The organism is Nocardia yamanashiensis, assembly GCF_021183565.1.
Classification (GTDB): Bacteria; Actinomycetota; Actinomycetes; order Mycobacteriales; family Mycobacteriaceae; genus Nocardia; species Nocardia yamanashiensis.
The window spans coordinates 3,362,561-3,384,015 of sequence record NZ_CP089226.1; the positions used below are offsets into that span (position 1 = coordinate 3,362,561).

Below are 21,455 nucleotides of genomic sequence, written 5' to 3' on the forward strand. Positions count from 1 at the left end.
TTTCCTTCTATCACTTGATGTTCTCAAGTACGCTTGAGAACATCAAGCATACGTTGCTGCCGAGCCCGGAGGGGGCCACCATGGCCGATACCACCAGCAGTGTGCGACCCAGCTGGGTCGATGACGATTTGTTCCCGTTCGAGAGCCGCTTCATTGATATCGACGGTCACACCGTGCACTACGTCGACGAGGGGTCGGGCCCCACATTGCTGCTGCTACACGGCAATCCGACCTGGTCGTTCCTCTTCCGGGACGTGATCACCGCATTGCGCAGCGACTTCCGTTGCATCGCAATGGATTACCCCGGCTTCGGTCTGTCGACCCCGAAACCGGGCTATCGCTTCCTTCCCGAAGAACACGCCGACGTGGTCACCGGTTTCGTAGACGCGCTGGAACTGGAGAAGATCGGCCTGGTAGGCCAGGACTGGGGCGGCCTGATCGGCATGGCGGTAGCGCAGCGGCGACCAGGCGTCTTCGATCGATTGATCCTCGCCAACACCTGGGCTTGGCCGTTGAACGGCATCCTGCACTTCGAAGCCTTCTCACACGTCATCGGAAACCCCGTGAGCCGCTTCCTGGTTCGACGATTCAACCTCGTCGTCAACGGCTTCATCCCCACCGGCCATCGCAGGCGGAAACCGACCCAGGCCGAAATGACCCACTACCGTCAGGCCCTGGGCACCCCCGAACGCCGGCACGCCTCTGCCATGTTCCCCAACCGAGTCCTCGCCAGCCGAGCCTTCTTCGCGGAGGTCGAAGCCGCACTTCCCGATATCGCCGACCTGCCGACCCTGATCATCTGGGGCGACGCCGACATCGCCTTCCGCCCGCAGGAGCGCGAACGCCTGGAAGCGACATTCACCAACCACAAGACCGTCATCATCGAAGGCGCCGGCACCTACGTGGAATCCGACGCCCCCGAGGAATTCGTCGCCGCCATCCGCAATTGGGACGGGAAATAGCGAAAGGTCAAGGCGCAGCGGATACGCGCCCGACCACCCGTTTTAAGAGTCCTTCAAGTGATGGACAGGTCCCGCTTCCTAGTGTCGTCGCTGTCATGTTCAGCCTGCTGAATGTGGCGTGGGTGGCGGCCTTGTGAAGGTGGGGACTGAGGATGAGCGTTCGAACCGCCGAGCCTGGCTCCGATATCGAGCCGGAGCGGCAGGAGCGGTGGCGGCCGATCACCAGGATGCTGGTTCGGTTCGGTCTGGTGTATTTCGGGCTGTTCGCGTTGCTGACCCAGGTGATCCTGGAGTTTCCGGGGCTGGCGGTGTGGTGGCGGCCGATCGCTGTGGAATGGCCGCAGCCGGTGGTCGCGTGGGTGGGGCGCACGGTTTTCGGTGTCGAGGTCGTGCGCCGGGATTCGGGCAGCGGTGATACGGCGTATGACTGGGTGCTGTTGTTCTGCATTCTCGTGATCGGGGTGACCGTGACGGCGGTGTGGAGCGTCCTGGACCGCCGACGTACCGAATATCGCGCGGCGGCAGGCTGGTTGCTGGTGCTGCTGCGGGTGTGCGCGGCGGGGACGATGCTGAGTTACGGCTTCGCCAAAGCCTTCCCCCTCCAGATGCCGTCGCCGTCGCTGACCCGGCTCCTGGAGCCGCTCGGTGATTTGACACCGATGAGCGTGCTGTGGAGCCAGGTCGGGGTGTCGCCGGTATACGAGATCATGCTCGGGGTCGCGGAAATACTCTGCGGCGTATTGCTTCTGGTGCCACGTACGGCTCTGGTGGGCGCACTCCTGACCGTGGTATGCGCGGCGCAGGTGTGGGTTCTGAACATGACCTACGACGTGCCGGTGAAGATTCTGTCGTTCCACGTACTGCTGATGGCACTGGTATTGGTGGCACCCGAAGCGCGGCGTATCACGGCAGTACTGCTGGGCAATGCAGCTGGACCGTCAACGGCACCGAAACCCTTCCGGACCTCCCACGAACGGCGCGTTCTCGCGCGCATTCAAATGGCGCTGCTGGTTTGGCTAATCGTCGCGGGCGCAGTCAATGGCATCGTGTCCTGGCAACAGCGCGAGTCCAAATCGGAGCTGTACGGGATCTGGGAAGTGAGCAGGTTCATCCGAGACGGCCAACCGGTGCAACCCACGCTCGGCGATGAAACCCGTTGGCGTCGAATCGTATTCGACCAGCGCGAGTCCACGACCATCCAAACGATGGATGATCAGTTCCGACCCGAACGGGCGGAGCTCAACGCCGACTCCAAACAGCTCATACTGCGTTCGTGGACAGATTCGGAATCCGCCACACCCTGGGCAACCCTCACGGTCGAGCGCCCCACACCGAATCAGCTGCGGCTCACCGGCGATCTGGACGGTCACCCGGTCACGATGGAACTAACCCTCTACCAGGCAGAACGCTTCACACTGCGCCAGAGCGGATTCCATTGGGTCACCGAATTCCCGAACAACAGCTGCGTTTCGGGCCGGCCAGCATGCCCCACACCCTCGGAATCATCGACGAGATAAAGATGTTCGCCCCGCCGGGACGGTCGGCTCCTTGGGTAGCCTGCAACCGTGGGAACGGGTCCGAACGCCGACGACTGGCTCAATGACACGCGAAGGTCTTACGACACCGTCGCGGTTACCTATGCCGACCTCACACGTCACCTTCTCGACGAAACGCCCGAAGAGCGTTCGGCCCTGGCATCTTTCGCCGACATAGTGCACGCGCAGGGCGGCGGCCCAGTTGCCGATGTGGGCTGCGGAGCGGGAAGAATCACCGCCCACCTGCACGAACTGGATGTCGATGCCTTCGGAATCGACTTGTCGCCCAGAATGATCGAGGTAGCCCGCCACGACCACCCCGGCCTCCGATTCGAAGTCGGCTCGATGACAACCCTCCCCCTCGCAGACGCCTCGATCGCCGGCCTGGTCGCCTGGTACTCGCTGATCCACATCCCCGATGACGAGCTGCCACACGTGTTCGCCCACTTCAACCGAGCGCTCCGCCCAGGCGGACCTCTACTGCTCACATTCCATATCGGAGAAGACTCCCAGCTGAAAACCCAAGGCTACGGCGGACACCCGATGCGCTTGCACGTCCACCGCCGCCAGCACAGCCAAATGCGCGACTGTCTCGACGATGCAGGTTTCATCATCGAGACAGAGCACACCTTGACCTCGGCCGAAAGCCCGCTCGGCGGGATAATCCTCGCCCGCCGCAAGCTCTCGGACATAGGGGATCAGTTCGAGGCGGGCACCTCGAACAGCTGCTCCTGAGGCGGCCCGGCCAGCAGCTCAGCTCCCGCCGCGAACGCCTCCTGCAGGTGCGGGCTGTTCAGGTGCGCTTCGAAGGCCGCTCGGCTGTCCCAGGATTCGATGACAACCCAGCTTCCAGGCTGGGTCGGGTGCTGGTAGGGCTGGTAGCTGAGGCAACCGGGCTCGGCGAGCGACGGCTCGATGAGGGACAGCGCCTGCGCTTGCACCAGGTCTTCCTTGCCCGGGCGAGCCTGCAGGGTGGAGATTGCGGTGATCGTCATGGACGGGGTCAACCTTTCACGATCGAAATCTCTTCCCCGTGATGGAGCTGCCGCACTTTCTCCTGGTGGCTGCTGGTGAAGTCCGGATCGACGTAGATGTGTACCGCACTGATGAGGGTGCCGCGGAAGGTGAAGACGTTGCAGAAGCGGCCCGTCGATACGCGCTGGTCGGGCCAGCGGCGGCCGTCGGCGGTGGTGCCCCGTTCCCGGCCTTCGACGATGATCCTGTCGCCGGCGACCATGTAGTCCAGGCCGTCGATGTCGTGTTCGATGGAGGACAGGTCGAGCCACAGGCGGCGGGCGAACTCGGCCATATCCTGTTTGCCCTGTCCGACGCCGAATTTCGGGAAGAACAGCTCCACATCATCGGTGTAGAGGTCGAGCAGGGCAGGGTCCCCCGCGTCGATGAGTTCGAAGGCGCGGCGGATGATCGCGATGCGGTGGGTGGTGAGATCGGCTTCTGAGGTCATTGATGATCTCCGTATCTTTTGTGCGTGAATCGTTGTTGTGTATTTCATAGTCCAAAACTAGGGCATCGTTAATGCGTTGAAAGACAACATATTTCGCGAACTAGGCGAAGAGGGGCTGCAGCCCGAGAGTGAAGACCTGCCGCAACCGGCCGGGCCCCACAGCCTGTGCACTGACCCGGAGCCCGGAGACCACGGTGACCACATGCAGCGCGCCATCGTCGGCATCGACATCACCTCGCAGACTCCCATCGACCTGGCCGACGCGAATCGCCTGCGCCAGAAGCGACAGACGGCGCTCCAGAGACGCATCCAACGCGCGAGCGATCCGCGAATCACGCTCGCGCAGTCCAGGACTCATGTAGGTGTTCACGACCATACAACCGGCCGCATGCCCCTGCTCGGCCGCCACTCGCTCCTCCTCCAGTATCGCCTCGGCGAGAGCCTCCAGCCGCTCACGACCGCTACGACTTTCGTCGCAGAGAATCGCCTCCTGCGCCTCGTCCACAACCGACAGGTACCGCTCCAACGCCGAGACGAACAGCTCATCCTTGGACACGAACGCGTTGTACAAACTGCTCCGCCGCACCCCGGCGACCTCACACAACCGCTCGGTCGAACTGCCCTCGAACCCGAACACCCGAAACTGCCCCGCCGCCGCGTCCAGAACCGTCAACTCATCGAACGCCCGTGGCCTACCCATGAACTCGAACCTAGCATAGTTCTGTATTCAAGAGTCCAAAACAGCAGCCCGGTACATTCGTGAACAGACGCCAATGGGGAGGGATCTTGGCCCGCAAGCCTGTCACCACGCTGTACGACTACCAACTAGCGATGCTGCACCCGATGCACAAGAGCGCTCCAGCCCAGGCCGCAGCGCTTCTCGATCGCATCGGCGCTACCCGGATCGATACCGCGATCTCCGAGAAGCGGTGGTTCTATGGTGAGGCGGTCAACAACTTCAAGTCGATCGATGAATACGTAACAGCCTGGGGTGCACCGACTTCGGAGCGAATCGAACAGGTCGAGAGTGGCCACAAGGTGCGCTATGCGGCATGGAATCTCACATTCTGGCCCGAACTACAGGTCGAGTTCATGGAGATCCGCCGCGGACACCACATATTCAAGAATCTGCTCCGCCGACCGGAACTCCCGAGGCCGCCAATCGAATCCGTCGCCGACCTGACACCCTGGTCGTGCACCTACAGCGAACTACAAGAATCCAGCCTAGCCCCGATCGACCACGTGGACGGATTCGGCGCAGTCGGCGACGTGGTCGCTTTCGCCGCGACCGACCCCGACACAGGGCGTCAGCAGCACTACTTCGCCTACATCGATTGGGCGCTTCTCCAGTCGGTCGAACCGGCACCGGGCTGGTACTCACCCAACAACGACTCACCTACCTGATCAGTTCGCCCCAGCGGCATCAACGCTCGACCTCACCCGCAATAGTCGAGCCACCACCATCCCCCCGTCAGCTCCATGGTGGGGCAGATCTGTGCGCCGAAGCCGTCGTAGGGACCCGGGTCGGGTTTGCCGATGAAATGGCCGTAGCCGAAGGCGTCGTCGGGGATGCCGACGTAGTCGGGGACGAAGCGGACCGGGTGGCCTGCGCTGGTGCCGATGACGGCTACTTTGCACATTGCCGAGACGAAACATAGTTGGGCGGGTAGGTCGGTGCCGTAGTAGTCGCCTTGGCCGTAGGGGGGCACTTCCATGTCGGCGATGGCGGCGAAGGCGGGGCGTTCCAGCCAGAAGCGGGTCCAGGCGGAGGCTTCGAGGTGGGTGGCGAGGAAGGCGGGGCCGGCTATCCCGAGGACGGTGAGCGTGGACGTTATCGCCAATGGCAAGCGGCTCGGGTGACGGCCGGCCCGCCAGACCGCGACGATGAAGAGGGTGATGAGCACGAAGGCGATGGCCAGGAGCAATGGCAGGGCCAGCAGCCACAACTTGGTGACTATCCAACCGCGATGCAGAACGACACCGTAGGCGATCAGTGCCAGAAGCAGCGCCGACGCCGGGGCACGAAAGGTGTTGACGGACACAGGCGCAACCTACGGCAGTCGCGCGTAGGAACGACGTGGGAAATGTGGGGATTGTGTGTCGGGCGGGTCCTGACCGCACTTTCGGTCAGGACCCGCTTATCGCCTCCGGGGATTCCAGGAGGCTTGGGGTCAGTCGACGGCCGTTGCCTCGAGCTCGACCAGCTGGCCGGGGATCGCGAGGCGGGTGACGCCGAGCATCGTGGTGGCCGGCGCCACTCCGGCAGCGCCCAATCGCGCGGCGAGTATGCCGTAGTGCTCGAAGAGCTGGTCGACGTCGGTGGTGTAGACGTTGAGCCGCACGACGTTCGCCAGCGACATACCGGCCTCCGCGAGAACGGCTTCCACGTTCTCCACGCTCGATGCGAGCTGTGCGGCGATATCACCGAAATGCTCGGGCTCACCGTCGCTGTTCATCGCGGTCTGCCCGGAGCAGAACAGGGTCCGGGTGTGCCCGCTGACGAGCTCGCCCTGGTTGAATCCCATTTCCACCGACCAGGTCACCGGGTTGACCGCCGTACGTTGCGTTGCCACATCAGCTCCATTCGATTCGTTGAAACGCCCGCCTCCCGCGCAAGCCGGAGGCGGACGGGATTGCGGCGGTTTGCCGCAACGTCACGGGTCGCGTCAGGCGGCGACCAGGCGGCGACGGCGGCTCGGCAGCAGCAGGGTGGGGTGCTTGATGCTCCAGCCCGCGACAGAGCAGATGAACTCCTTCTTGCGGGCGCCCTTGCGTCCCAGCGTGACCTTCGAGGTCGGCTCGTCCTCGTCGGTCACGTCCTGCACGATGCCGTCGCCGCGGCCGAGGCTGATGCACTGGCTGTTGTAGCCGATCAGCGCGTCGGGGGCCGTCCGTCCGGTCAGGTGGGCGGCAATGGCGTCGGCGCCCTGCCATGCCATGGGATAGGCGGTGGCGCAACCCATTCGAAGCGCCTTGCCGCCGTAGCCCTCCACGTGAGCGGCGTCGCCGACGGCGTACACGTCGGGGTGCGAGACCGAGCGCAGGGTGGCGTCGACGACGATCCGCCCGGCATCGGAGACGGTGAGCGTGCTGGCGCCCGCGATCGGGTGCGCGGCGAAACCCGCTGTCCAGATGGTGGTTCCGGCGAGCAGCTCGGCACCCGAACGCGTCGTCACACCGTCCTGGGTGACCCGCACGACGTCGGCGTGCTCGTGCACGGTGATGCCGAGACGTTCGAGAGCCCCGGCCAGGTGGGTCCGCGCCTGCTGGTCGAGCCAGTCGCCGACACCGCCGCGTGCGGCCATCACGACCTTCAGATCCGGTCGCGCCTCGGCGATCTCGGTCGCGGTCTCGATACTGGTCAGACCGCCGCCGACGATCAGCACGGTCTCGCCCGCCGCCAGCCCGTTCAGGCGTTCCCGCAACCGCAGCGCGGCCTGCTTACCCGCCACATTGTGGGCGTACTCGGCGACGCCGGGCACCCCGAAATCGGCGACGGTGCTGCCCAGCGCATAGACGAGGGTGTCGTAATCCAGTGTCTCCGTGCCGTTTTCACCGATCACCTCGACGGATTTGCGGTCCGCGTCGACCGATTCGACCCGTCCGATGCGCACCTGAACACCGGTGCCCGCGAACACCTTGCGCAGCGGGAGCACCGGCAGCTCCTGTCCGGCGGCGAGCTGGTGCAGGCGGATCCGCTCTACGAAATCGGGATCGGCGTTGACGACGGTGATCTCGACGTCGGCGCGGCGCAGGCGCTTGGCCAGCCGCCCGGCGGTGGTCGCCCCGGCGTATCCGGCTCCGAGGACGACGATGCGGTGCTTCATGACTGACTCCTGTCTCGGTGGGTTCGGTACTTGAACCGGGCAGGGTCACGAATGCTGACAGTGCTCGACTGTGATGTGGGTCACCGCGCTAGAGTCGATCCCGCACTGAGACTTACGGCGGATGCGGGGGGATGCGGTGGCGCTGACCAGCGAGCAACAGGAAGAACTGCTCGGCGAGATCGAGCGAGTTCTGCGCTCCGGGCTGCCTGCGGGCGGGCGAGGGGTGTTCACCTGGTCGTCGGTGGGCGATGGGGGCTCTGAGGCCGGATTCTCGGTGGTCGGCGGTGATGGCAAGCCCGTGGCGCGCAGCCATCCCGGGGGGCTGGCGGAGCTGTGCTGGCGGTTGAAGACCGGTATGAAACGGCCCGCGATCGGGACCTGGTTCACCGTGCGGTGCGAGATCGACGAAAGCGGTTCTTTCCGTGCCGATTTCGACTATGACGGCGAGCCCGGGCTGGGGGCGATTCCTGAGCACTATGCCCGGGAGCTGGAGTGGTTTCCGCGTGACGCCGCGCATACGCCCGATTGGCTGACCGCGATCCTGGCGCGAGTTCCCAACGTCTACATGGGAATTCGTGCCGAGCCGGGCGAGCAGTACGAGGATGAGATCGGCCCGCATCTGGGTGAGGTCGCCGCCGTATTCGACCGGGCCGGGTGGGAAGTACGGCGCGGTGATTTCGGTGAGCTCGACCTCAGCATCGCGTGGGGGAAGCTGGAATCGCTGTCCAGCTATGGGCATATCCGTCTCGCGGGCAAGATCGATGCCGAGCGGTGGGCCGAACTCGTCGAACTGATGACAGCACAGGGCTGGGATGCCGGTGGTGAACTCTACGACGGCGGCGAGATCACGGCCGAATTCCGCAGGGCGGCCACGACGACCGACGAGTCTAGCGACCTGCCACCGTCGTAGGCAGGTGGACGAAATCCGGCGGGCAGTCAGAGCCGTGTTGCGGTATTGACAAGGTCGGCAACGGCTTTGGATCTGCTGTGCGGAGGCCACGCGATGACCGTCGTGACGGGCGGTGCGTCGGATACCGGAACGACGGCGTGATCGTCGCGGAGCTGTGCCCGCAGGGATTCCGGCACGATCGCGCACGCGAGCCCGAGCGCGATCAGCTGGAAAAGCTGAGTGTGGTCGCGTACCTGCGGACCAGGACCGTCCCGATAGGTGCCGTCCCGTCCGGGCCAGCGCGGCAGGGGCAGGTTCGCCAGCGTGCCGACTTCGGCCAGCGACACCTGCGACCGGGTCGCGAGGGGATGCCCTGCGGGTAGGACCACGACCTGGGATTCGGTGTGCAGGTCCTCGGTGTCGAATCCGGCTGTCGTGTCGTAAGGCCGGTGCAGCAGAGCGACATCGGCAATCCCATTGCGCAACAGGGTTTCCGGTTGGCCCGGCCCGGCCAGCATCACCTCGACCGCCACGGCGCCCGGTTCGGCGGCGTAGGCGTGCAGCAGCTTCGACAGCAGTTCACTGGCGGCGCCGGACTTGGTGGCCAGCACTATTCCGGGCTGGTCGGCGGCGGCGCGGCGGGTGCGGCGTTCGGCGGCTTCGATCGCTTCCAGGGCGAGGCGAGACTCGCGCAGCAGCACCGAACCGGCATCGGTCAAGGCGATCGCGCGAGTACCGCGGTGCAGCAGCGTGACTCCGAGGCGGCGTTCCAGTTGCTGGATCGCCCGCGACAACGGTGGTTGCGCCATCGCGAGTCGCTGCGCCGCTCGCCCGAAGTGCAATTCCTCGGCGACGGCGACGAAATATCGCATCTCCCGCGTCTCCACCGCGACATGGTATCCGGTGATGACCTCGGCCGATACCTGTGCGGTATCGGCGGCTACCCGATCGGTCTTGGACGGGGCGGGTGCGACCGCAGCAGGATCGGCGTTGTGAGTGAACAGACGATCGCGCTGGTGACCGGCGCTAACAAGGGAATCGGATACGAGATCGCCGCGGGTCTGGGGGCGCTCGGCTGGCGGGTCGGTGTGGGGGGCGCGCGATCGGCTGCGGCGGGAGACCGCGGTGGAGAAGCTGCGTGCGGCCGGGGTCGATGCCTTCGGGGTGCCGCTGGACGTCACCGATGACGAAAGCGTCTCCGCGGCAGCCGAATTGATCGCCGAACAGGCCGGTGGGCTGGATGTGCTGGTCAACAACGCGGCCATCACCGGCGGTATGCCGCAGACGCCGTCCACGGTCGCACCGGAGACCGTACGAATCGTCATGGAAACCAACGTGATCGGAGTCATCCGGGTCACCAACGCGATGCTGCCGATGCTGCGTGCCGCCGCCGCGCCGCGGATCGTCAATATGTCCAGCAGCGTCGGCTCGCTCAGCCTGCAAACCACACCCGGCGTCGATATGGGCCCGGTGCCCACCGCCTATCTGGCTTCGAAGACCTTCCTCAATGCCCTCACCATCCAATACGCGAAAGAATTGGCCGGCACCAATATCCTGATCAACTCCGGCTGCCCCGGACTCACCGCCACCGACCTCAGCGGCTTTCGGGGCAACCGCACTCCGGAACAGGGCGCGGCCATCGCGATTCGCCTCGCGACCCTGCCCGCGTACGGGCCGACCGGCGAATTCTTCGACGACGCCGGAGCGGTGCCGTGGTGACCGGCGTGACTATTACATGGCGGCCGAAGCGGTTTCGGCATCGTTGACGGTATTGGCGTGGTCGATTTCGGCCATATGATCCTCGGCCCAGGTACGCAAGGCGGCCAATGGCACTTCCAGGGACAAGCCCAATTCGGTGAGCCGATAGTGCACGCGCGGCGGCACCGTCGGTTCCACCCGGCGCACGACCAGACCGTCGCGGACCAGATTTTGCAGGGTCACCGACAGCATCTTCTGCGATACCCCGGCGCTTGTGGCGTGGTCATTCTCGGTCATCGCGCATCTCCGTGGTTGGTCCAGCGGATATTGACCAGCGTGTTGCCGGCGGGGCTGTCGCGGCGGCGATGAGGCCGTCTACTGCGGCCAGGGAGGAGAAGGGGTCGCTGTAGGTCAGGGATGGGTCGTGGTCGGACCACGCTATGTAGGCGGCGCTGGTCGGTGACCATCGGACGTGGATGGACGACAACGAGATCGGCAGGGAGGGCGTATCGCCCATCGGACTCTCCTTTCTGGGATCGGTATGGAAATCATTGTCGGCAAAAGGGGCTTGCGGGTGCCGCTGAAATTTGGCGGGAAACGGTCGGAATGTGCCGTTTTCGCAGGTGAGTGGGGCCGGGCGCGTTCAGGGGTCTTACCGGAATCACTCACCTGGTGAGAGCTTTCGACAGCGGCAGCGGCGCGGGGGCGGAGGTTGCGGTGTGCAGGCTCAGGGCGAGCAGGGCCAGGGCTGTGGTGGCGAGGCCGGCTCCGACCCAGCCGAGGGATCCGGATCCCCAGTGTTGCAGGGTGATTCCGCCGATCGCGCCGCCGAGGGCGATGCCGGAGTATTGGGCCGAGGCGTTTAGTCCGATCAGGAGCGGGGTGTGCTGGGGCGACAGCTCCATGAGGCGATGTTGTTGCGCCACAGCCCAGATCCAGCCGGGGATGGCGAAGGCGGCCGACCAGATCACGGCGGTGGCGAAGGAATGGCTCGCCGCGCCGACCGTCGCGAGGACCGCGATGACGCCGAGCAGTGCGACGGGTTGGATGCGGCGCGAACCGATCCGGTCGACCAGATGTCCGCCGGCGGTGCTGCCGATCACGGCCACCACGCCGTAGATCCAGAGCAGGATCGAGAAGCGGCCGCTGCTGCCGCCGGTGGCGTGGTGGAGGGCGGACGCCAGGTAGGTGTAGACGGTGAACATGCCGCCGAACAGTGCGAGCGCTTGCAAGAGGGTGGAGGCGATCGTGGTGTCGCGCAACAGGTTCAGGCGTTCGCGCAGGCCGGCGGGGGCGGGCAGGCGCACGTCCGGCACCAGCTTGGCCACGCTCGCCAGCGCCAGGAGGCCGAGGACGGCGACCATCACCATGGTGGCGCGCCAGCTCAGCGCGCCGCCGATCCACGAACCCAAGGGCACGCCGATGGCGCTGGCCACGGTCAGCCCGCCGGTCACCACCGCGATGGCCCGCCCGCGTCGTTCCGGCGGCGCGATGGCTCCGGCCACCGCCGCGGCATTCGGGGTGTACATGGCCGCGCCCGCTGCCGCGAGTATCCGGGAGGCCAGGACCAGCCAGAACCATCCGGCCACGGCGGTGATGACATTGCCCGCGACGAACAGGGCCAAGCCGCTCATGAGGATGGTGCGGCGGGAAATGTGCGCGGTGGCGGCCGCGAGAATCGGCGAGAACAGGGCGTACGCCAGCGCGAACACCGTCACCAGCTGTCCGGCCGCCGCGGTCGAGACGTGTAGATCCGCGGCGACCGGACCGAGCAGGCCGGCTGTCACGAACGCGTCGATGCCGATCGCGAAGGTGCCCAGCGCCAAGGTGACCAATCGTGAATTCACCCGAAGCTCCTAGAGGGAGGGAGAGTGCGGGAACCCGCATTAGTTTGACGAACGTCATACTATGAAGACAGTTTGATAGATGTCAAACAATCAAACTGTTTCGGTAGAGTGGTCGTCATGCGGTACCTGCCCCAACCGGCCGTCGAGGAGATCCGGTTCGTCACGCTCATGCACGCACTGTCCGACCCGGTGCGGTTGCGGATGCTGGCCGAGCTGGCCGATGACGCCGAGCACTCGTGCCAGGCCGCCACGGACGGCATCGAAGTGCACAAATCGACTGCGTCCCACCACTTTCGGGTGTTGCGCGAGGCGGGTCTCATCTCTACTCGCCAGGACGGGCGCAACCGGCTGGTCCAGTTGCGCCGCGACGAGGTGAACGCGCGCTTCCCCGGGGTGCTGGATGCCGCGCTCGAGGCGGGCGCGGCGCACGCGGCCGAAGCGTGATGGCGTCTACGCGACCGGGTAGTCGATGACGATCACACCGCCCGTGGCGTAGTTGGCGACATCGGCGGCCAGCCGGCGGCCCTGCTCGGAGGCGCGCGCCGCGGCCAAGGCGGCGGCGTCGGCGAAATCGGCTTCGAAGACGGCGAAATACGGTGCTTCGCCGTTGCTCGACGCTATGTCGAAGCTGTAGCGCCAGGCCAGGACGCCGGGCCAATCCCGGACCAGTGGAAGGTGTTTGGTCACGTAGTAGTCGCGGAAGTGGTCGGGGTCGATGGGCTTGGGATACAGGACCAGCGTCTTATGCATGACGGGCTCCGTCCAGGTCTCCCGTGCGTGAGTGTGCGGTTTCGGTCGTATGAATCGTCATATCCGCAGGTTATGGCTCGATACGGGGTCGAGGGAAAGACCGGAACGGGATAGGCTCAGAACGGATCGTTATCAATCGACGGGGAGGGCTGGTGGCGCCGGATACGGTGAGCCTGCGGTACTTTCTGGTGCTGGCGCAGGAGTTGAACTTCACCCGGGCGGCCGCGCGGATCGGTATCGCGCAACCCGCGCTCAGTGCCCGGATACGCCGGCTCGAGACCGAACTCGGCACGAGCCTGCTGGTTCGGAGCACGCGCAGCGTCGTATTGACCACGGCCGGTGCGGCTTTGGCGGAATCCGCGCCACCCGCGCTGGCCGCGCTGGACCGGGCCTGGGACACCGCCCGGAACGCGGGAGCGGGCGAGTTGGGCACCCTGCGGATCGGATACAGCCTGTCCACGGGAGCCGAGACCGCACCGGCGCTGGTGGACAGGCTGCTTCGCAGCAGCCCCGGCCTCGAGGTCAGCGCGGTACCGATGACCACGCCGGAGATCTCCCCCGCGGTGGCCGACGGCCGCATCGACGCCGGAATCACCCGCGGTGAACAGCCTGGTCGCGGCGTACGCCGGTTCCTGCTGCGGCGTGAGCGCGTCGGAGTCCAACTGGCACAACATCATCCGCTGGCCGCACACCCGGAGATCGAGATCGCCGCCGCGGCCGCCTATCCGCTGCGACTCCCCATCCGCAGCGCCAACCCCGTGATCCACGATCAACTATCGTCCCTGTTCCGCGACACCCACCCGTCCCCCCGATTCCACACGCCCGCAGTATCTTTCGACCTGTCCCAACGCGACCTGCTCGACGGGCTCACTCTCGCCCCAGCCGGAGAAGTCGCGATCACGACACAACCGGCCGGTCTCACCTGGCGGCCATTACAGGGCTCCCCCACCCTGACAATCCACCTGGTCCTCCCCCGCGTGCAATCACCACTGCACCGCCGCCTCCGCTCCGTCGCCAAAGCCCTAGCGCACGAACTGCATTGGCTGCCGGACTGACGAGGGGGAAGTCAACGCTGCGCACGACTCGGATACCGAGCGGTGGCCTTCTCCAATGCGGAGGCCACGGACGCGAGGTGCGACCGCTGTAGCAGGGCGAGGAAGCAGCAGCGAACCCGTGTTCCGCAGAGCCTCGACCCGCTGCACAGCTTCGGCGTACTCGTTGTCCGGCAACACGGACATATGAGCGCGTATCGCCTGGGCTGCCTCGCTGTGCAGGCCCCACCAGGGCTCGTCCTGCGGTCGCAAGGACAGAACGTCGAACCACTGGTAGTAACTCACCCGACGCCATGGCGTCCAACCGGCGGGGTCCTGATGACGCCGGACCATTACCAATCGTCCGGTGTGGGCGAGTACATCGACGGCGAAGGCGACCCCCGCCCGCGGCAACCGGTGAGGATAGTGGCCACCGCTGCCGCGCCGAGTGCGGTAGGCGTTGTCCGACCGTGCGAATCGAGGTATTCCAGCCACAACAGGCCGGCATCGGCGATCTCGGCGTTCCCCTCGTTGCGCGCGTTGGCGAGGGTTCCGATGGTCCGCTCCCGTAGCCGCTCGACTACCCGCGTCAACGGCGCGGTGGGCGCCGGCTCGATCGGCCGGTGTCCCGGCGGTTCGTCGAGGACGCGCCGAAATCGCGTGTCCACGTGGAGAAATGTCTTTCGTGCCCGGGCGGGTGAGGGGGCGCGGATACTGGGTGGGAGCTTGGAGGAGGGGTTATGGATCTTCGGGCACCCGTGTGCGTGGTGGGCGCTGGGCAGAGTGGGATTCTCGTGGCGGCGAAGTTGCGGGAGTTGGGGTTCGAGCGGGTCGATGTGTTCGAGGCGCGGGCTCGGATGGGGGGTTATTGCGAGACGGCGACGGTGGCGGGTGAGGTTTACGACTTTCAGGCGCATCTGGTGATTCAGCAGGATTTCGGGGAGGGGTTCGCGGGGACGGCGATTCACGGGTTGCTGGAGCGGTATCCGGTCGAGATGCAGACCGAGGCTTTGTATTTCGTGGGGCGGTCGCGGTCAGGGAAACCGCGGATGGGGATGCCGCCGCATTTCGTGCCGTTGTTCGCGGCCTTGACACCGGAACAGGTGGCGGATCAGATCAGCGAGGCGTGGACGATTATCGAAGGAGCGGTGCGGGATCGGCGCGGGCCGGGGATGAACGGGCTGGCGTTCGATCGGCGGGCCGGGGAGACATGGGAGACGTATCGGGCTCGGCACGCGCCGCTGGTGGGGGAAGTGCTGCAGGGGCTGACGCTGTATGCGAATATGCGGCGGCCACGGCAGCCGGCCGAGAGCGTCATCAATATCAATGCGCATATCTCGGGGCATGTTTCGCAGTTGGCGAAGATGATGCTGTCGGCGTATCCGGGGCAGCGGCGGGAACTGTTGAAGCGTCTGCCTGAATCACTTGTCGCGCAGATTAATTCGACTCGGCCGGTAACGCTCGGTTTCCGGCGAGGGTTCATCGATTTGCTTCGGCGGATCGTCGCGGACAATCGAATCGAGGTGATGGTCGATACTCCGGTGACGCGGATCGAATCGCTCGGCGCGGAAGGAGTTCGCGTCAGTTATCGACGCGCAGGAGTGGATCGCACCGCGATGTATTCCAAGGTAGTCGTCACGACGCGACCCACACAGATTCGGCAGATGTTCCCGACCGGCGAGATACGCGAACTTTTCGACGAACAGAACTGCCCGCGCACCTGGACTCGCAGTTACCTCATCCGAGTTCGCAACGAGCTCATTGCGTTCCCACGTGCAGTCGACACCCCCGAACCGCTGGGCTTCTGGGTGATCGACCCGTATGGCAGCTACACCGACACCGATCCGGATCAAGCCCTCCATCGAATAACCGCTGCCAACAAGCAACACCCGGGACCGTACTGGGTGTGCTTCAGCAATTCGGACAGATCGGTGTCCGACGCGCGAGCCTGGGAACTGGCGAAGGAAAGCCTCTTCCTGTTCGAGAACCCGGAACTGATCACCGAGACCATAGCCGAATGGCCCGCGTACCCGAGCGCCGCGGCGATCCGCGAGGGCTGGCTCGACCGGGTGGAAGCCATACAGGGACGCGAAGGCATTCACTTCGCCGGCGAGATTTTGTCCGGCCCGACCATCGAGTGCATCAGTTCCTTTGTACAAGACACGATTCCGCAATGGTTCGGCCCTGGGAATTGACCCCGGTGCGGAATACTCCTACGGCATGACCTTCACGGATGCCGAAGTCGCGTACCTCCGGTCGCAGCCGCTGGCTCGGTTCGCCACCAATGACGGAGACGGACAGCCCGATGTGGTGCCGGTTGCTATCGAATTCGATGGCACGTACTTCTGGGTGGGCGGCGGCGCGACCGTTCCGCGCACGCGCAAAGCCCGCAATGTCGCGGCGGGCCAGGCCGCGGTGGCGCTCGTCGTCGATGATCTGGTCTCACTCGATCCGTTCATCGCGCGTGGACTGCGGGTTTACGGACATGCCGAACCGGCCGTCGAACGCACGGGCATCGTGGGCCCCGGCTATTACCTGCGAATCACTCCCGTTCAGTCCTGGAGCTGGAATCTGGAAGGTGAGCCCGCAGGTGATCAGTGGTACGAGACTCGCCACGCGTGGCATTGACCGGTACAGGTCGGCGGGCGGGGAGCTGGCGCGTCAGTCGGTCAGCAGGGACTGGAGAGCGGCGGCGCCGATGCGGCGCAGAGCGGCGCGGGGGCGACCGGCGGCGGCTTGGACCGCTATGCCGTCGGTGAGGGTGTGGAGTAGGGCGGCCAGGGTGGCCGGGGTGAGGTGGGGTGGAAGGTCGGGGGCCTGTTCGAGGCGTTTACGGAGGGCAGCTTCACCGGCTTGACGGGCTTTCACGGCTGCGGCGCGGGAAGGTTGAGCGTCGGGGGCGTGGGCTTGGGCGGTTTTGACGCATAGGCAGCCCTCGGGGGTTTCGGGGCCGGTGGTCAGGGTGATGGCGCCCTGGATGAGTTGTTCCAGGACCTCGCGGGTTGTCGGGGCTTCCAGGGCGGTGGTGGCGTAGGCGCCGGGGCCGGTGAGGTAGCGGGACAGGACCTTGGCGAAGAGGTCTTGTTTGTTGCCGAAGGCGGCGTACAGGCTCGGCTTGTTGATGCCCATCGCGGTGGTGAGGTCGGCGAGGGAGGTGGCCTCGTAACCATTGCGCCAGAACACTTCCAGGGCCTGATCCAAGGCGGTGTCGGGGTCGAAGGAGCGTGGGCGGCCGCCTGGCATGTGATCCCTCCGGGCTTCGTCGCAGTTCTTTACCTATCGGTACATTACCGCTTGCGGCTCCCGTCCTGCGGCCTTAGTTTCTTACCGATAGGTACATAACTGAAGGAGTCGTTCATGATTCGGGTCGGTGTGGTCGGGGCCAGCGGGTGGGCGGATGGGTCGCATCTGCGGGCGCTCGCGGCGCTGGAGGAGTTCGAGGTGACCGCGGTGGCGACCACCAATCAGGCCAGCGCGGATCGAGCGGCGGCCGCACACGGGGTGCGGTATGCCTTCGCTGACGCGCGGGAGCTGGTCCGGCATGCCGAGGTCGATCTGGTTGTGGTGTCGGTCAAGGCATCCGGGCATGCGGCGGTGATCCGGGCCGCGCTGGAGCAGGGGAAACATGTGGTGTCGGAATGGCCGTTGGGTGTGGACGAGAGCGAGGCGCAGGCGCTGACCGAAGCGGCTATCGCCGCCGGGGTCGTGCACGCGGTGGTTCTACAGGGTCATCACTCACCGAGTGCGCGGTTCGCCGCGGATCTGGTGGCGGAGGGCCGGATCGGCGCGCTCGAATCGGTGGCGCTTATGGCGGACGGCGCGCCCTGGGGCGGGAGCCGGCTGCCGGCGGAGCTGGTGTTCGGGCTCGATCCCGCCGAAGGGACCAACATTCTGAGCATTATGGCCGGGCACTTCCTGGCCACGATCGAGCGCGTGGCGGGGCCGCTGGTAGAAGTCACCGCGCGGCTGCCTCGCACGCACGACCGCGTGCTCATCACGGGGACCGATCGGACGGTGCCCAACGGGACCCCGAGTCATGTGCTGCTACACGGGCTGATGGACTGCGGGGCAACGGCTTCCGTCGTCGTGCACGGCGGCAACGGGCCCGCACGCGAGGGGTTCCGGCTCACCCTCATCGGCAGCGAAGGGACGCTGACCGCCACGCCCACCGTGCCGGGGACATTCATCCACTGGGGCGATTGGGATATCCGCATCGGTGACGAAGCACTGACCGTGCCGGACACCTATCGAACCGTTCCGGCAGCCATCCAGGTCGGCCCACCGGCCAATATCGCGGCGTTCTACCAGGAGGTCGCTCACGCGATAACCGAAGGGCGGCAACCACATCCCAGTTTCGAGACCGCTCTGCGCCACCATCGGCTGCTCGCCGCCATCGCGCAATCCGCCGCCGAGGACACCGGCCGCCGGGTCGCGTGACCGACCGGGCAGCGGGGGCCGGGTGCAGCGAGGGAGGCTTCGTGCCAGACTGCGGCTATGAGCGAATCTGCGGGCGGGGCGCCGACTATCACGTGCGGAAGTCGGCGGCGGATACAGGCCGAATCCCATGAGCGCGCGGGCCGGCTGGCCGCGGCGTTCGTGGCGGCCGGTATTCGAGGCGGCGACCGGGTTGCGGTGATGGCGCGCAACGACATCGAGTTCCTGGAGACGTCGCTGGCGGCGGCGACCTGTGGAGCCAATCCGGTGCCGGTCAATACCCGGTGGCGGGCTCCCGAAGTCGCGCATCTGCTCTCGGATGCGGGAGTCCGGCTGGTCATCGCGCATACCGAGTTCGTCGGGACGGTGGAAGCGGCGCTGGCGTCGATCGGCTCGGACGCGGCGATCCTGGAGATCCCCATGTCGGCGGAACTCATCCGGGAAGCGCGCCTGCACCCCGAGCTCGAGCAGACCACCGGCCGGCACGAGTTGTTCGACGATTGGATCGACCGGCAGCCACAGGGGCTCGGGCACGTCGAAGGCGCGATCGCCGATTCGATGGGTTTGATCTATACCTCGGGAACCACCGGCCGGCCGAAAGGCGTACTGCGGGAACGGATGACGCCGCAGCAACTACTGTCCATCGCAGGAGCCACAGCGCAGCGTATGGGCCTGGCACCGGGCGGGCAGATGCTGGTGGCGGGGCCGCTCTATCACACCAGCCCCAATGCGGTTGCGGTACTGGCATTGCGGATGGGAACCAACATCACGATCATGCCGCGATGGGATGCGGAGCGATTCCTCCAGCTGGTGCAAGAGCATCGAATCCAGCACGCGAAGGTGGTGCCCACCATGCTGTCCCGGCTGCTGTCCTTGCCACCGGAAACCCGTGCACGGTACGACATTTCGAGCCTGACGCATCTGATCCACTCGGCAGCGCCGTGCCCGCCCGCCGTCAAGCGCGCCGCCATCGACTGGTTCGGCGACGCGTTGTGGGAGTTCTACGGCTGCAGCGAGGCGGGCGCGATCAGCTGGATCGATGCCGCCGACTGGCAGAAGCATCCGGGATCGGTCGGACGGCCCCTCGACGGAGCCGGCGTCACCATCCTCGACGAGCACGGAAACACCGTGCCCACGGGAGAGACGGGCCGCGTGTTCATCAAACGCGCCGACTACTGGCCGGATTTCGGATATCTCAACCGGAACGACACTCCCCCGGCCACCCCGATGATCACCGTCGGCGATCTCGGCTACCTCGATGAAGAGGGCTATCTGTACCTGACCGGCCGTGACAGCGAGGTCGTCATCTCCGGCGGAGTCAATATCTACCCGGCCGAGATCGAAACGGCGATCAGCGAACTGGCCGAGGTGGAGGATGTCGCGGTGTTCAGTGTCCCCGACCGCGGCGACCTGGGCGAACGCATTGCGGCACATATCATTCCCCGCCCCGGAGCCACACTCACCGAGGATGACGTCCGCGCCGCTCTCGAGGGCAAACTGGCCGCCTACAAGCTGCCCACCGTCATTCGCATCGTCGGCGAACTCCCCCGCGACGACTCCGGAAAGGTCTACAAACGCCAGCTCCGGGAGCTCTATCCGGCGTCCTGACCGCGAGCCGTCTCAGCGCAGCAACCGGAATTCGCTCGGCGTCATACCCTTCTCGACGCGGAAGGCGCGGTAGAACTGCCGCTCGACCTGGAACCCGGAGGCACGCGCCACCGCCGCGAGAGGCATCCCGGGGCGGTTCTGAATGAGCGTGCAGGCGTGTTGGACACGCAGACCGCGCAGGATGGCGGCCGGACCGCCGTCGAAACCGTCGAAGACGCGGTAGACGGTGCGGCGGGAGATGGCGCAACCCTCGGCGATTCGATCGACGGTGAGGTCCGGATCGGTGCAGTGGGCGCGCATGTACTCCATGACCCGGCGGGCGGCGAGGCTGCGCACGGCGTCGCTGGGCAGCGCCTGGCGGCGGGTCAGCGAGATCGCGCTGGTCAGCAGGTCGACCGCCGAATCCGCCAGCGCCCGAGCCTGTTCGGGCGCCCGGGATTGCAGGTCGGTCAGTTCCCGGAAGTAGTCCGCGACCAGGCCGGCGGGGGTGCCGGGGGCGATGGTGAGAGCGGTGGGAATCTCGCGCAGGGTCAGGCCGAGGCGCTCGTGCAGGGTGGCGGCGGGCACCTGAACGGCGGCCATCTCCCAGTCCGAGTCGAATTCCCAATGGTACGGGCGGGTGCTGTCGTAGAAGACCATGGCGCCCGGCCCGACATCGGCGACGCGACCGTCCTGGTGCAGGCGGCCCCACCCGGCGATCTGAATGCTGGTGTGCAGGAACTCCCCCGCAGTCCGTGCGATCAACCGGTCGGTTCGATGCACCCGCTGCCGGGTCGAACCGAGTGTCGACAATTCGACCCCGTCGTAGCGGCCGTGCTCGATCCAGGCCCGGAACTCACCGGTGCCGGACGGCGAAATCGCCAGCGGCACATAGGCTTCGCTCAGCTCGGCTTCCCACCGATCGAAAACCTGTGTCGCGGTACTATCGCCGGTGGACCGTAGATCGACGCGCCGGATCTCCGGCCGCTCGCCCGCCATCAACCCACCTCAACCCAGAATCCCGAACCGCCGGCCTGTCACCAGCCGCACCGGAATCCTTCCATGCCAGCTCCGGCAGCGCCCGCCGGACCCAGTCGCACGGCGCGATCACCCCTTGTGATCGAGCGGCCGAATCGTCCTTGTACAACGTGCCGTACAGCTTCCGGATCAACGTGTGCTGCCCGGCCAGATAGGCGGCGGTGCGCACCGCGCTCAGCCCGCTGCGTACATCGGAGGCGGCCCGCCAGTGCCGATCGGCGTCGGCCACCGGAACCGTCAGGCAGCCGCGCAGCCAGGTCGCCTCGGACAGCAGCACGGCTTCCGGCCGGCCGTGATTCAGCACCAGCAGGGCGGACAGCTCGGTATTGACCCGCACGAGCCGCTCTCGCCACTCCGCCCGCAGAGTCGCGGTATCAATGCTCTCCAAGATG

General features: G+C 66.0%; 26 protein-coding genes. 12 read left to right on the forward strand and 14 right to left on the reverse strand.

Annotated features, from left to right (window positions below):
* Positions 1-80 precede the first annotated feature (80 nt).
* The 3 genes from LTV02_RS16190 (at position 81) to LTV02_RS16200 (ending at position 3,232) form a co-directional block, all read left to right on the forward strand.
* Positions 81-962 carry an alpha/beta fold hydrolase gene (locus LTV02_RS16190; RefSeq protein WP_233040782.1) on the forward strand — a complete coding sequence of 294 codons (882 nt, stop codon included), beginning with the start codon at positions 81-83 and terminating at the stop codon, positions 960-962.
* Between the two features lie 152 nt (positions 963-1,114).
* A complete protein-coding gene (locus tag LTV02_RS16195) occupies positions 1,115-2,479 on the forward strand; it encodes a DoxX family protein (RefSeq protein WP_233040783.1) in 1,365 nt (454 codons plus the stop codon).
* A 48-nt stretch (positions 2,480-2,527) separates the two neighbouring features.
* Positions 2,528-3,232: a class I SAM-dependent methyltransferase gene (locus LTV02_RS16200; protein ID WP_233040784.1), complete on the forward strand. Its 705-nt coding sequence runs from the start codon at positions 2,528-2,530 to the stop codon at positions 3,230-3,232.
* Here the strand turns inward: LTV02_RS16200 and LTV02_RS16205 are convergent.
* The 3 genes from LTV02_RS16205 to LTV02_RS16215 form a co-directional block, all read right to left on the reverse strand.
* Entirely contained in the window at positions 3,196-3,492 is a 297-nt protein-coding gene (locus tag LTV02_RS16205; protein WP_233040785.1) for a putative quinol monooxygenase, read from the reverse strand. The genes LTV02_RS16200 and LTV02_RS16205 overlap by 37 nt on opposite strands.
* A gap of 8 nt (positions 3,493-3,500) precedes the next feature.
* Positions 3,501-3,962 carry a nuclear transport factor 2 family protein gene (locus LTV02_RS16210; RefSeq protein WP_233040786.1) on the reverse strand — a complete coding sequence of 154 codons (462 nt, stop codon included), beginning with the start codon at positions 3,960-3,962 and terminating at the stop codon, positions 3,501-3,503.
* Positions 3,963-4,062: 100 nt separating this feature from the next.
* On the reverse strand, positions 4,063-4,662 hold the full coding sequence (locus LTV02_RS16215; RefSeq protein ID WP_233040787.1) for a TetR/AcrR family transcriptional regulator: 600 nt from the start codon (positions 4,660-4,662) through the stop codon (positions 4,063-4,065).
* 86 nt (positions 4,663-4,748) lie between these two features.
* Here LTV02_RS16215 and LTV02_RS16220 point away from each other — a divergent pair, with 86 nt between their 5' ends.
* On the forward strand, positions 4,749-5,366 hold the full coding sequence (locus LTV02_RS16220) for a hypothetical protein (RefSeq protein WP_233040788.1): 618 nt from the start codon (positions 4,749-4,751) through the stop codon (positions 5,364-5,366).
* A 32-nt stretch (positions 5,367-5,398) separates the two neighbouring features.
* Here the strand turns inward: LTV02_RS16220 and LTV02_RS16225 are convergent, their stop codons facing one another.
* From LTV02_RS16225 to LTV02_RS16235, 3 genes are all read right to left on the reverse strand, one after another.
* Positions 5,399-6,004, reverse strand: coding sequence for a hypothetical protein (locus LTV02_RS16225; protein WP_233040789.1), 606 nt, complete (start codon positions 6,002-6,004; stop codon positions 5,399-5,401).
* A 129-nt stretch (positions 6,005-6,133) separates the two neighbouring features.
* Positions 6,134-6,487, reverse strand: coding sequence for a RidA family protein (locus LTV02_RS16230; protein WP_233041592.1), 354 nt, complete (start codon positions 6,485-6,487; stop codon positions 6,134-6,136).
* A gap of 141 nt (positions 6,488-6,628) precedes the next feature.
* Entirely contained in the window at positions 6,629-7,789 is a 1,161-nt protein-coding gene (locus tag LTV02_RS16235) for an NAD(P)/FAD-dependent oxidoreductase (protein ID WP_233040790.1), read from the reverse strand.
* 136 nt (positions 7,790-7,925) lie between these two features.
* On the opposite strand from LTV02_RS16235, the gene LTV02_RS16240 reads away from it, so the two are divergent.
* Positions 7,926-8,699 (forward strand): hypothetical protein, encoded by a 774-nt coding sequence (locus LTV02_RS16240; protein ID WP_233040791.1) that lies wholly within the window; start codon positions 7,926-7,928, stop codon positions 8,697-8,699.
* Between the two features lie 26 nt (positions 8,700-8,725).
* On the opposite strand, the gene LTV02_RS16245 is transcribed toward LTV02_RS16240, so the two are convergent.
* Entirely contained in the window at positions 8,726-9,565 is an 840-nt protein-coding gene (locus LTV02_RS16245) for a LysR family transcriptional regulator (RefSeq protein WP_233040792.1), read from the reverse strand.
* Between the two features lie 238 nt (positions 9,566-9,803).
* On the opposite strand from LTV02_RS16245, the gene LTV02_RS16250 reads away from it, so the two are divergent.
* Positions 9,804-10,397, forward strand: coding sequence for an SDR family NAD(P)-dependent oxidoreductase (locus LTV02_RS16250; protein WP_233040793.1), 594 nt, complete (start codon positions 9,804-9,806; stop codon positions 10,395-10,397).
* 12 nt (positions 10,398-10,409) lie between these two features.
* Here LTV02_RS16250 and LTV02_RS16255 read toward each other — a convergent pair whose 3' ends face one another.
* Together LTV02_RS16255 and LTV02_RS16260 are read right to left on the reverse strand one after the other, a co-directional pair.
* Positions 10,410-10,673 (reverse strand): winged helix-turn-helix transcriptional regulator, encoded by a 264-nt coding sequence (locus LTV02_RS16255; RefSeq protein WP_233040794.1) that lies wholly within the window; start codon positions 10,671-10,673, stop codon positions 10,410-10,412.
* 368 nt (positions 10,674-11,041) lie between these two features.
* A complete protein-coding gene (locus tag LTV02_RS16260) occupies positions 11,042-12,223 on the reverse strand; it encodes an MFS transporter (RefSeq protein WP_233040795.1) in 1,182 nt (393 codons plus the stop codon).
* Between the two features lie 117 nt (positions 12,224-12,340).
* Between LTV02_RS16260 and LTV02_RS16265 the strand changes: the two genes are divergently transcribed.
* Entirely contained in the window at positions 12,341-12,667 is a 327-nt protein-coding gene (locus tag LTV02_RS16265; protein ID WP_067714525.1) for an ArsR/SmtB family transcription factor, read from the forward strand.
* 6 nt (positions 12,668-12,673) lie between these two features.
* Here the strand turns inward: LTV02_RS16265 and LTV02_RS16270 are convergent, their stop codons facing one another.
* Positions 12,674-12,973 (reverse strand): EthD family reductase, encoded by a 300-nt coding sequence (locus tag LTV02_RS16270; protein ID WP_233040796.1) that lies wholly within the window; start codon positions 12,971-12,973, stop codon positions 12,674-12,676.
* 152 nt (positions 12,974-13,125) lie between these two features.
* Between LTV02_RS16270 and LTV02_RS16275 the strand changes: the two genes are divergently transcribed.
* Positions 13,126-14,028, forward strand: coding sequence for a LysR family transcriptional regulator (locus LTV02_RS16275; protein ID WP_233040797.1), 903 nt, complete (start codon positions 13,126-13,128; stop codon positions 14,026-14,028).
* A gap of 329 nt (positions 14,029-14,357) precedes the next feature.
* Here the strand turns inward: LTV02_RS16275 and LTV02_RS16280 are convergent, their stop codons facing one another.
* On the reverse strand, positions 14,358-14,672 hold the full coding sequence (locus LTV02_RS16280; protein ID WP_233040798.1) for a hypothetical protein: 315 nt from the start codon (positions 14,670-14,672) through the stop codon (positions 14,358-14,360).
* A gap of 72 nt (positions 14,673-14,744) precedes the next feature.
* On the opposite strand from LTV02_RS16280, the gene LTV02_RS16285 reads away from it, so the two are divergent.
* Positions 14,745-16,199 (forward strand): flavin monoamine oxidase family protein, encoded by a 1,455-nt coding sequence (locus LTV02_RS16285; protein ID WP_233040799.1) that lies wholly within the window; start codon positions 14,745-14,747, stop codon positions 16,197-16,199.
* Between the two features lie 25 nt (positions 16,200-16,224).
* Positions 16,225-16,632: a PPOX class F420-dependent oxidoreductase gene (locus tag LTV02_RS16290; protein WP_233040800.1), complete on the forward strand. Its 408-nt coding sequence runs from the start codon at positions 16,225-16,227 to the stop codon at positions 16,630-16,632.
* 33 nt (positions 16,633-16,665) lie between these two features.
* Here the strand turns inward: LTV02_RS16290 and LTV02_RS16295 are convergent, their stop codons facing one another.
* On the reverse strand, positions 16,666-17,247 hold the full coding sequence (locus tag LTV02_RS16295; RefSeq protein ID WP_233040801.1) for a TetR/AcrR family transcriptional regulator: 582 nt from the start codon (positions 17,245-17,247) through the stop codon (positions 16,666-16,668).
* Positions 17,248-17,361: 114 nt separating this feature from the next.
* Here LTV02_RS16295 and LTV02_RS16300 point away from each other — a divergent pair, with 114 nt between their 5' ends.
* On the forward strand, positions 17,362-18,441 hold the full coding sequence (locus LTV02_RS16300) for a Gfo/Idh/MocA family protein (protein ID WP_233040802.1): 1,080 nt from the start codon (positions 17,362-17,364) through the stop codon (positions 18,439-18,441).
* Between the two features lie 57 nt (positions 18,442-18,498).
* Positions 18,499-20,046: an AMP-binding protein gene (locus tag LTV02_RS16305; RefSeq protein WP_233040803.1), complete on the forward strand. Its 1,548-nt coding sequence runs from the start codon at positions 18,499-18,501 to the stop codon at positions 20,044-20,046.
* 12 nt (positions 20,047-20,058) lie between these two features.
* On the opposite strand, the gene LTV02_RS16310 is transcribed toward LTV02_RS16305, so the two are convergent.
* Positions 20,059-21,024, reverse strand: coding sequence for an AraC-like ligand-binding domain-containing protein (locus tag LTV02_RS16310; protein ID WP_233040804.1), 966 nt, complete (start codon positions 21,022-21,024; stop codon positions 20,059-20,061).
* Positions 20,969-21,451 carry a hypothetical protein gene (locus tag LTV02_RS16315; RefSeq protein ID WP_233040805.1) on the reverse strand — a complete coding sequence of 161 codons (483 nt, stop codon included), beginning with the start codon at positions 21,449-21,451 and terminating at the stop codon, positions 20,969-20,971. Before LTV02_RS16315 ends, LTV02_RS16310 begins: the two co-directional genes overlap by 56 nt.
* Between the last annotated feature and the right edge of the window lie 4 nt (positions 21,452-21,455).